A 10,041-nucleotide genomic window follows, 5' to 3' on the forward strand; every position below is an offset into this window, starting at 1 on the left:
GCGCTAGGTGATGACGGTTATTTAAATACAACTATCAATTACCGTGACCGTGCACCGACTAACCGTGCCGGTTTACATGGCTCTTGTCAGTTTTATGGTTGTACAGAACTAAGTGACGGCACTTTACTTGCTGGCGATCCGCGTGAGCTGACAGCCGATCGTGATACCTTTAGAATTGGTGATGCTGATTCTCAGCAGTTTGGTTTAACAATTAATACCGGTTACGAGTTAGGTGATGGCGAGCTTTACGGCTTTATTACTTACTCAACACGCGAAAATGAGTCGGCTGCATTTTTCCGTCATAATGCAAATGCAGGCGGTAACCCAGTACTACAAGATAACGATGCAACGATTCCGCTAGGTTTCTTACCAAAAATCAACACAACTATCGACGATATCTCGTACAACTTTGGTTATAAAACTGAATTTGATAACGATGCAAGCCTTGATTTATCTTACACCTATGGTGAGAACAGCATTGATTACACTACAAGTGACACTATCAATGCCTCATACGCTAACTTTTTACGTTATGACCAAGGCTTAAGTGCAGCTGATATTCGTACAACTATTCCACGTGAAGCGTACGCTTACGGCATGGAATTATCACTGCAAACAATCAATATTGATTTTACGCAAAACTTTGATGATTATTCGTTAGCAATGGGTGCTGAAATACGTACTGATGAATACCGTATTTTAGAAGGTAATGAATATGCGTACCGCGATTACGACACATTAAATGGTGTAAGTATTTACAGCGGTTTAAGTGGCGGTGTTGGCTCTGAAGATGCATCGGGTGGTTCACAAGGTTTTGGTGGTTCATCACCTGCGTCTTCAGTGGATGAGTCACGTGATGTAATTTCATTTTACGTAGATGCAGAATCTTATGTAATTGAAGATGTGATTTTATCTGGAGCACTTCGCTACGATAACTACAAAGGTTTTGGCGATACAGTAAACTTTAAACTTGCTGGTAACTGGTCTATTACCGACGATATTTCATTACGTGGTGCATTAAGCTCAGGATTTAGAGCGCCTTCAATGCAGCAGCTTTACTTTAATAACGTAAGCACACAATTTGTTGTTGATACTAATGGGAATTTAGTTGCAGAAGAAGTTGGTACATTTAGAAATGATTCAACACTTGCGCAAAGTTTAGGTATTCCAAAACTTAAAGAAGAAAAATCACAAAACCGTAGTTTAGGTATTGTGTATAACGTTACCGATAATATTAATGTAACCGTTGATTACTACTCGATTGATATTGACGACCGTATTGTAATTAGTGATCGCTTAGGTAAAGGGTTATCTACAAGCCTTGATGCAGCACTAAATAGTGCAGGTGCTGGCGTAGGGCAGTTTTTCTTAAATGGTGCTGATACAGAAACTCGTGGTGTTGATTTTGTAGCAACGTGGAACACTGAAGGTTTAGGCGGCACGCTTGATTTTACACTTGCAGCTAACTTTACCAAAACAGATGTTGTATCGTTATTTTCTCCTGCTGGCTCAAGCCTTGAGACAGTAAAAGTAGAAGATATATTCTCAGCTGAAGACATCTCTATTATAGAAGAGTGGCAACCAGAGGACCGTATTAACTTAAGTGCGCTTTATCAACGTGATGATTGGACTGTTAACCTCTCACTTAATCGTTTTGGTGAATACACAGTAGAAGATGGTGGTCGTCAAACGTATGGCGCAGAAATTTTAACTGACGTTAAAGTTAACTACTTCGTTACTGAAGACTTATCAGTAAATATTGGTGCAAATAACTTGTTCGATGTTTACCCAGATAAAAATGAAATAGGTAACTCTCGCTCAGGTACTATTGTAGATGCTAATGGTAATACCGTAATTAGCAGCTCAGGTGTGTTTGACTACTCACGTCGTTCGGCTCCGTTTGGTTTTAACGGTGCTTACTACTACGTAGGTGCAGAATACCGTTTTTAATTAATAACCTCCCTTTTGTTATTTAACTCAAAGGGCCGTAAGGCCCTTTTTTTGGTTTTAGCTTGGGCTGATTTTATTTAGAAATCAAACTTATTGGATAATCATCGTATTGCTTAATATTATTCATGACATTCATTAAAGTATTATGTGTACTGTTTTCGTCTGCGGTTATAAGTACCGAACTTATTTCATATTCAGCCGCGAACATAGCTAAATTAGTCGCAACTTGCTCTAAATCAATTAACCTCTCAGAAAAATATACTCCGTTACTTTCATCAATTTTAAATAAAGCATTTTTAACAGGCTTATCTATTTGAGGGCTGTCGAGTGGTCGGTTTAATTCAATAGCCACAGGTTTTACAAAAGATGTAGTTACAATAAAGAAAATTAGTAATATGAACACTATGTCTAACATCGGGGTCATATCTACATCAGCATTATTTTGTAGTTTGGTTAGTTTTTTCATATTGGACCTTATTTTTAATTAAATGCTGCGGCGCCACAGCAAGGTTTTAGGTACCTATTAACAAAATTAGCACAGCAAAAATAAAGCGTGGTTAAATAAATATTCTAATAACATTAAATATTTGTACTAATTATGTATTTAAAATGTGGCGAAATAAGGTGGTGTTTATACCGATCTGCTTAAAAATGGGTCTATTTAGCATCGTTATAATGTAATTCAATTTGTTAAATTGCTTAAAAAACTATGTAGGTTGGTATTAGAGGTAATAAAAAACCCAGCTCGAGGCTGGGTTCTAGTTATGCGCTATGTAAGCTTAATGCTTTTGCATACGGCTCATTTCTGCATGGCAGCTTTGCATTGTTAATAATGTTTTAGCCAGTGCAGCTTCGCAGTCAGCTGGTTGCGGTTTATCCATTGCTGCTTTAATTTCTTCAAGGGTTTTATCTTCTACCTCTTCAAGCTCTTTTACATACGTGCTGTCGTTGTGTGAGGTGAAAGTAGTCAATAGGGCTGTGTACGCACGTCGTGCTTCAACTGCGAAAGATGAGCCATCTTCGCGTTCGCCTTTTTCATTAATTGCATATGGCTGCAAGCGCTCAACACTCACTTTTCGGGCATCTATCATACGCTGAAAAAGTGCACCAATAGCAGGGTCTTCAACTTTTTCCTGTGCTTTTTGATAAAAATCGATGCCGCTGTTCATAACTTGAATGATGTCAGTAATATGATTTACTTCTGATCCTTGATGGGTGTTCATAATGACCTCTTTAATTAAATGAATGTATAGTTCAATTAAATAAAAGCAATGTATGTTCCACGTTTTAATAGTTATGTAGTTATTTGATTTTATTGGTTTAATTTTGTTTCAGTAGGATGCTAAGTTAACAGGCAAAAAATTAACCTAGCAATTTTTACATTATATTGTGTAATAAAGTTATTTTAGCTCTTCAGCTACTTCAGCTACTTTTTGACGTAACCAAATGTGACTCGCATCGCGATGTAACAGTGGACTCCAAATCATATCAAGCTCAAAAGGAGGAATTGGAAATGGTGGCTCTAAAATTTTAAGCCCCGGATCATCTAAATATATATTTGCGGCTTTTGAAGGAAGGGTCGCAATCAAATTTTTCTCTTTAGCTAAATGAATAGCTACATGGTAGTTACGCGTAAAAGTGGCAATATTACGATGCTTACCAAAGTGAGCAAGTGCTTCGTCAACCCAGCCAAGTTTTTGCACATCTTTAGGGTCCATGCCTACACCTACACCAAAACCTGTTTTGCTTACCCATATATGGCGCGCTTTTAAATAGCTGTCGAGACTAAAGTTTTCAATTATAGGATTATCGGCTTTTACTAAGCAGCAAAAACTATCTTTCCAAATACGTTTATGATGAAAAGACTGAGGTAAGTTTTCAAAACGGTTGATTGCCATATCTACTTTACCGTTTTCTACATCATGAAAGGTGACATCACTTGGTGTGAGTATATCTAAAGTAGTATCAGGGGCTTCTTCGTGCAATTTACTTAAAAGCTTTGGTGCTAATGTACTTGCAGCGTAATCACTGGCCATTATTCTAAACACACGCTTACTTTGGCTTGCCTCAAATTCTCGATTAGGTGCTAGAGTTTCTTCAAGCGTCATTAATATGCCACGAATAACGGGTTGTAACTCCAAAGCACGCTCGGTAGGCACCATACCATCGCTGGTACGAACTAAAATAGGGTCGTTAAATAAGTTACGAAGACGTTTAAGGCCATTACTCATTGCAGGTTGCGTTATACTCAATTGATTAGCAGCGCGTGTTACGTTGCATTCTCGAAGCAATGTATCGAGGTAAACGAGTAAATTTAAATCTATTTTACTTATATTCATTGTGTGTGTCCTTTAGCGCTTACCAGTGGTGAATAAAGCGCTGTGCTGTCGGGTATGGGTAAATATGACTTACCTGACCATTTTTTATATTTTGTTGTGCGTGCTTCCAAAAGCTAACATCTATAAGCTCAGGATGAGTGCTGAGTAAAAACTTTTTATACATAGGGTTTGGCATTACAAATGTACAAAGTTGCTCAGGAAATACATCCTGTGGTGCAACAGAGTAACTTTGTTCATCCATTAAATAGTCGTCATAGCTCTTTGCTTTTGGTAATGATCTAAAGTTCATATCGGTTAGATATTGGACTTCATCGTAATCGTAAAAAATAATACGTTTGTGCTTACTTACACCAAAGTTTTTTAAGAGCATATCACCAGGGAATATATTAACAGCAATCATTTCTTTTAGGGCTTGCCCATATTCTTCAATCGCGTCGGCAGCACTTTCTTCATCAGCATTTTCTAAAAACAAGTTAAGAGGTGTCATTCGCCGTTCAATATACAAATGCTTGATGATCAACCAATCGCCCTCAATTACCATTGATGAGCCAATTGTTTTATGTAATTGCGCAAGTAAATTACTATCAAAACGCGCTAAAGGAAATACGACGTTAGAATACTCTATAGTATCGGCCATTCTGCCAACGCGATCATGGTTTTTTACCAGTTGATAACGCTTTAATACGGTATCACGGCCAAAGGGTTTACTCTCACCAAATTTGTCTTTTATTACTTTAAAAACATAACCAAATGAGGGAAGGGTAAATACCATCATCACCATACCGGGAGTCCCCGGTGCAATTGTAAACTCATCAATAGAGTGAGATAAGTGATTTAAAAACTCTCGGTAAAACTCAGTTTTCCCCTGTTTATGAAAACCCACTGCATTATAGAGCTCAGCAAGTGTTTTGTTTGGCATAAGTTGATTTAAAAACCGGACAAGTGCTGAAGGTGCGTGAGTCTCTACCATAAAGTAGGCGCGGGCAAAGCCAAAAATAACACGCATTTGAGATGACTTAGTTAAAAGTGCATCTAAATATAATCCGTTATCTTCATCGTGTAATACAGCGATTATAAAGGGCTGAACCCCACTTTTTGAAACAACACGACCAACAATATAGGCTGCTTTATTACGATAAAAAGGTGTGTGTAAAATATCAAAGCGCATTTGCCAAGGTTGGTGATGTGTATCGGGGGCTTGTTTATAAAAAGCTTTAACAAGGAGGCGGATATCACGCTCTAAATTTACAAATGGGGCTTTAAAATCAAAATGATTAATAATGCGTTTTATTGTTGGTTTGAGGCCATCAACTACAGGAAAGTAAGTTCTATATTCTGCTTCTACAGGCACTGAAGGAGCATCTTTTAAGGTTGCTTCTACAAATATAAAGTCATTATGAAAATAGCGCCTATGGTACAGCCGGCAAAATACAGAGTTATAAAAAGTTTCGGCGAGCTCTGCTTGGGGATGAAAACATAAAAAATGCTGGTATATCTTTTTAACTTCAAGCCATAGGCTTTCATCGAGTTGTTCGGTTGGGGTTTCTTTTTTTAGCGCTTGCGTGGTTTCGTTAACACGATCATCATAATAGCTGATACGCAAACGGCTGATATCATTAATTGCTTGCCAATCTTTTTTTGCAAAGGCAAGAGGGGCTTTGGCTGTTGTTTTTTGAAATAACTGATAGTGCCTTTTAAAACCCGTTAAAATTAATTCAGCAATATGGCGAGGTTGCATTTGCACTCCTTAAAAGTCCCTAGAGTTTATACTCTATTGTGTTAAGGGTATGTTATTTTAAGTTTAAAACCAAGATAAATGTTACTTACTAACTAAGAGTAACTTATTGGAATTGAGCTATCTTTTTTTCGAGAATTTTAATTTGTTTAGTCACAGCCGATACGTTTTTCTTATATGTTTTATTAATTATTTTTAGTTTTTTAGTAATGTCTTTAGTAATACGCTTTTTATCATCAATGGCTAAGATATGATTTAACCGCTCTTGTTGTTTGTATTCAGCAAGCTCTTTATTACGATCAAGTATTGTTAGTTTATGGTTATTACTGCGAAGCTCTGCCTGTAAGCCAGATAGAAGCCTTTTACGCTCAAGTTCGTTTAGTTGTTTAGTGTAGTCAACCTTAGGACCAGAATACTGATTACCCGTTGTATTAACTTTATAAGTCGTTGCTTCGTCGTCACAGGGGAGTTGAGAAAAGACAGTGCCTTTTTCTGTTACACATTTGTAGTAAGTGGTATCGCTAAAGCTAAAAAAACTGATAAGTAAAAAGCTAGAATGGAGAATATAACGAGAAGTTTTAAACATACATGTCATCCTTGGTTTTTATATCTAACAACAATATAAAACTATAACCTAGCTTGGTGGTATATCAAGCTAGGTTAGGATAACTATTATTGGGTAAAGGTTTTGAGCTTTTTAATACTCTGTACTAAAAATGGTATATCTAAACCTTGTTCAATAGAAAAACCTTCAGCGGCGGAAATGTTTTTAAAGTTACCATCTGAATCTATTAAGGTAATCCTATCTTTTTTATAGGCTATAACAACACCCTGAGAGTAGTTCACGCCCATATCGTCTTTTTTCTTGTATAGATTAACGCCTAGCATTGTTTGCTTGGCAATAGCTTTGCAATTTAAATATTGCCCAACGCTTGTTGCAATTAAATCGCTAGGTTGAATTAGCCCATCTACCTTAGAAATACGTTTGTCAGAGCTGTATAAAGTTGAGGTGGTTACTACTTCTTGCTTGTTATTGGCAAGACTAAAAGCAAAAACTTGTGTTTCATCATCTCGAACAGTAGGGGTATCACTCGCTTTAATTACTCGAATAGCACTAGAGCTATGTGCTTGATCATTAATAAAGCTTAGTTCTTCAATGCCAGTTACTTCAATGCTACGGCGCTGACTTTGCCAAACTGGGAGTGTCTGCTCGGTTAAAATTGCTGCTTTATAAAAAGCGGGTAAACCATACACTAAGCTAAATAACGTATCGTCATGATTTGTTGGCTGTAAAAACTGCTCTGTTTTGTGCATGTTTTTATTCTCGGCAACAAACTTTTCGAGTTGTTGTTGAGTTTCAAATACAAATATATCTACATTGGCTTGTGTGTAGTCCTCGCATTTTTCAAGCGGGCTTGGCATTTGATAACTAATATTTTGGTTATTAATTTTTACGTTGTGTGCTTGCTCGTAGCTTTCTATATCTAGCAGATCATTTTTAGCTAACAAGCTTTTAGCAGTAGTAGGGTATGAAAGTGGCAAAACATTATCTTGTTTTGTTACGTCAAAGTTTAAATTGGCGTCAGCCCAAATATGAATACTGTGGCTAAGCGAAAAACACACGATTAAAAAAGAAATTGCGTAACGTGCAAATTTATATTGCTTTAAACGCTCAAGGTGGTGCCATGTGTAATTACTAACAAGTAGCTGAAAGCCTAAAATAACTACAACAATACCACTGGCTAAAATGGTTGTTAAAGCAGGAGAGCTTGTTAAACGATGCCACAACAATGAAATGATCTCAGGTAAGGCAGATATACTTAGGTGATAACCTAAATTAACATACACATAAGCATCAAGAGTAAGCAATGATGCGCCTACAGTGGCTATAACAGCGGCCATGCCACGAATGTGTCGTGGGTAGGGGAATATTAAACTAAGCGGAAATACCGTCAGCACAAACGCTAAAAAGGCTATAAAACTAGTGTGGCTTAGCCAAGTAACTAGCATATAGGTAATGCCTAAAAAGCTTGTAGGTGGCGAGTCTGCAAATAAATAGCTTAAGCTAATAAGTAGGGCTAAGCCGATATTGGCAAAGGTAAACCAATGCCCCCAACTTAGCAGCTGACTCGCTTTTGATGAAAATTGATTGTGCTGCGATAAATTCATAAATTTTATTTAACCGACTGCGCGAGCGCTTTTGCAAAATTCTCGGTTACAGCTTGTCTTTTCCCTGTTGGTACATGCTCTTTTAAGATATGCGTGATAGAATTTCCTAAACACATAAGACTTAAATCAACCGGCGCATTGTGTTTAGTTAGCACATCAATAAGCTGATCGACGATTTGTTCTACTTCTTCATTAGAGTATTTTGATAAGATTGGCATTAGTTGGTTCAATAAAATAGTTATATTCTCGTATTTTAACACTAGAGGCGTGAAAAACAAAGATGACAACAGACGTTAAAAAATTAGTCGTTCACTATGTAGACAAAAAAGACGACGATACGCAAATTCACCTTCGAAATGATGAGATGGTAATTAACGATAAAGTAGCCGTTTTTATCGAACAATTACATCATGCATACAATGGTAAACCTGGTAAAGGTTATTGTGCTTTCAGTGGTGACAAAAACAGTGTTGTAGCATCTGCAATGCAAAGTTACCGTAACGATGAGTTAGGCTTTTGGCATATGACCGAGCAAGCCTCAACGGTTTTAAAAGAAGAACTTGATAAATATGCATTTAGTGAAACAGGCTATTTAGTATTTTGTCATTACCAGTACGTTGCAACTGATTACATGCTAATTGCGATGATTAACATCAAAGAGCATTATTCTATGACCTCAGAGCTTGATTTAGCCGCTTCTCGTCATTTAGACATATCACGCATGCAACTTGCTGCTCGTATCGATTTAACAGCGTGGGATACACAAGCTGACGACAACCGTTATATTTCATTTATCAAAGGGCGAGCTGGACGTAAAGTTGCTGACTTTTTCTTAGACTTTTTAGGTTGTGAAGAGGGTATTGATTCAAAACAGCAAAGCCAAGTAATGCTTAGCGCAGTAGAGGATTATTTATCTGAGCAACAATTTGATAAATCAGAAAAAGACGATTTACGTAAACAAGTTTTTGACTACTGTAATGACTGTGTGACAACTGGTGAAGATGCCAGCGTAAGAGAGCTATCTGCAACGCTTACAAAAGGCGATGACAGCCCGTTTGATAGTTTTTGTAAAGAACAAAGCTATGACTTAGAAGAAACTTTTCCTGTTGATAAGAAAACCGTAACCAGCATGGTTAAGTTCTCAGGTCTTGGTGGTGGTGTGAGTGTAAGCTTTGAACGTAAACACTTAGGTGAGCGCGTAACTTACAACGAGGCAACGGACACGCTTGTAATTAAAGGTATTCCGCCAAACTTAAAAGATCAGTTACAACGTTTTATGGAAAGTGAAAGCGAGTAAATTTCACAAGTTAAAAATCTGATTTAAGAGCGCGGTATCTATATCGCGCTTTTTTGTATCGGTATATAAATTCGTTGCATCGGAAAAAAAACCTTAAAGGTTTATTTCACAAAGAGAAGTAAATGAGAAAACACAAGTCGTGCTTTATTAACAAGACTTAGCCTTTTTACTACCTCTAAAAGCTCAGCGTCTCTTAACCTCTTTGTGAATAAGTCGCTTATTATGGGCTTTGTGCCCGTCACGCCAACAAGTTGTGCGTCTACAAGTTAATCTTATTCGGTTTTAAATTTCGGCTGTAGTCGTGAAGCTTGCTTACGCGAGAAGCACCGCTTCTGTTTATTTAATTAAAACCTCTAAAAGATCTATTTCACAAAGAGAAGTGAAAGAGGAGTAAATGAGAAACACAAGCGATGGTTTGCTAGCGGGCTTATTTAAGTTAGCAAGACTTAGACTTATTACTACCTCTAAAAGCGCAGCGTCTCTTTACCTCTTTGTGAAAAAATTACTTTTTACGGGCGTGAAGTCATTTTTCTGATTATTCAAATCACATA

General features: G+C 37.2%; 9 protein-coding genes. 2 read left to right on the forward strand and 7 right to left on the reverse strand.

Annotated features, from left to right (window positions below; genetic code table 11):
• The coding region (locus tag H5072_RS04705) for a TonB-dependent siderophore receptor (protein WP_182692859.1) at positions 1–1,950 on the forward strand (1,950 nt) is incomplete at its 5' end.
• 73 nt (positions 1,951–2,023) lie between these two features.
• On the opposite strand, the gene H5072_RS04710 is transcribed toward H5072_RS04705, so the two are convergent.
• From H5072_RS04710 to H5072_RS04740, 7 genes are all read right to left on the reverse strand, one after another.
• Complete coding sequence (locus H5072_RS04710; protein WP_182692860.1) at positions 2,024–2,416, reverse strand: biopolymer transporter ExbD; 393 nt, start codon at positions 2,414–2,416, stop codon at positions 2,024–2,026.
• A 313-nt stretch (positions 2,417–2,729) separates the two neighbouring features.
• The gene (locus H5072_RS04715) at positions 2,730–3,173 is read right to left on the reverse strand and encodes a PA2169 family four-helix-bundle protein (RefSeq protein ID WP_002961486.1); all 444 of its coding nucleotides are present in this window, start codon (positions 3,171–3,173) and stop codon (positions 2,730–2,732) included.
• A 177-nt stretch (positions 3,174–3,350) separates the two neighbouring features.
• Positions 3,351–4,289: a LysR family transcriptional regulator gene (locus tag H5072_RS04720; RefSeq protein ID WP_002961484.1), complete on the reverse strand. Its 939-nt coding sequence runs from the start codon at positions 4,287–4,289 to the stop codon at positions 3,351–3,353.
• A 19-nt stretch (positions 4,290–4,308) separates the two neighbouring features.
• Positions 4,309–6,027, reverse strand: coding sequence for a bifunctional isocitrate dehydrogenase kinase/phosphatase (gene aceK, locus H5072_RS04725; RefSeq protein WP_182692861.1), 1,719 nt, complete (start codon positions 6,025–6,027; stop codon positions 4,309–4,311).
• A 103-nt stretch (positions 6,028–6,130) separates the two neighbouring features.
• Positions 6,131–6,610 (reverse strand): DUF4124 domain-containing protein, encoded by a 480-nt coding sequence (locus H5072_RS04730; RefSeq protein ID WP_182692862.1) that lies wholly within the window; start codon positions 6,608–6,610, stop codon positions 6,131–6,133.
• Between the two features lie 86 nt (positions 6,611–6,696).
• Positions 6,697–8,193: a DUF3413 domain-containing protein gene (locus H5072_RS04735; protein ID WP_024596962.1), complete on the reverse strand. Its 1,497-nt coding sequence runs from the start codon at positions 8,191–8,193 to the stop codon at positions 6,697–6,699.
• 5 nt (positions 8,194–8,198) lie between these two features.
• A complete protein-coding gene (locus H5072_RS04740) occupies positions 8,199–8,411 on the reverse strand; it encodes a DUF1414 domain-containing protein (RefSeq protein ID WP_002961475.1) in 213 nt (70 codons plus the stop codon).
• A 62-nt stretch (positions 8,412–8,473) separates the two neighbouring features.
• On the opposite strand from H5072_RS04740, the gene yejK reads away from it, so the two are divergent.
• Complete coding sequence (gene yejK / locus H5072_RS04745; protein ID WP_182692863.1) at positions 8,474–9,490, forward strand: nucleoid-associated protein YejK; 1,017 nt, start codon at positions 8,474–8,476, stop codon at positions 9,488–9,490.
• Positions 9,491–10,041: the final 551 nt, after the last annotated feature.

The organism is Pseudoalteromonas sp. SR45-5 (genome assembly GCF_014163565.1).
In the GTDB taxonomy this organism is placed as follows: domain Bacteria; phylum Pseudomonadota; class Gammaproteobacteria; order Enterobacterales; family Alteromonadaceae; genus Pseudoalteromonas; species Pseudoalteromonas distincta.

What these genes read in the sequence shown, in the direction of transcription:
- yejK (WP_182692863.1), top strand. Translation starts at nt 8,474, where the DNA reads ATGACAACAGACGTTAAAAAATTAGTCGTTCACTATGTAGACAAAAAA.
- aceK (WP_182692861.1), bottom strand. Translation starts at nt 6,027, where the DNA reads ATGCAACCTCGCCATATTGCTGAATTAATTTTAACGGGTTTTAAAAGG.
- H5072_RS04710 (WP_182692860.1), bottom strand. Translation starts at nt 2,416, where the DNA reads ATGAAAAAACTAACCAAACTACAAAATAATGCTGATGTAGATATGACC.
- H5072_RS04735 (WP_024596962.1), bottom strand. Translation starts at nt 8,193, where the DNA reads ATGAATTTATCGCAGCACAATCAATTTTCATCAAAAGCGAGTCAGCTG.
- H5072_RS04740 (WP_002961475.1), bottom strand. Translation starts at nt 8,411, where the DNA reads ATGCCAATCTTATCAAAATACTCTAATGAAGAAGTAGAACAAATCGTC.
- H5072_RS04730 (WP_182692862.1), bottom strand. Translation starts at nt 6,610, where the DNA reads ATGTTTAAAACTTCTCGTTATATTCTCCATTCTAGCTTTTTACTTATC.
- H5072_RS04720 (WP_002961484.1), bottom strand. Translation starts at nt 4,289, where the DNA reads ATGAATATAAGTAAAATAGATTTAAATTTACTCGTTTACCTCGATACA.
- H5072_RS04715 (WP_002961486.1), bottom strand. Translation starts at nt 3,173, where the DNA reads ATGAACACCCATCAAGGATCAGAAGTAAATCATATTACTGACATCATT.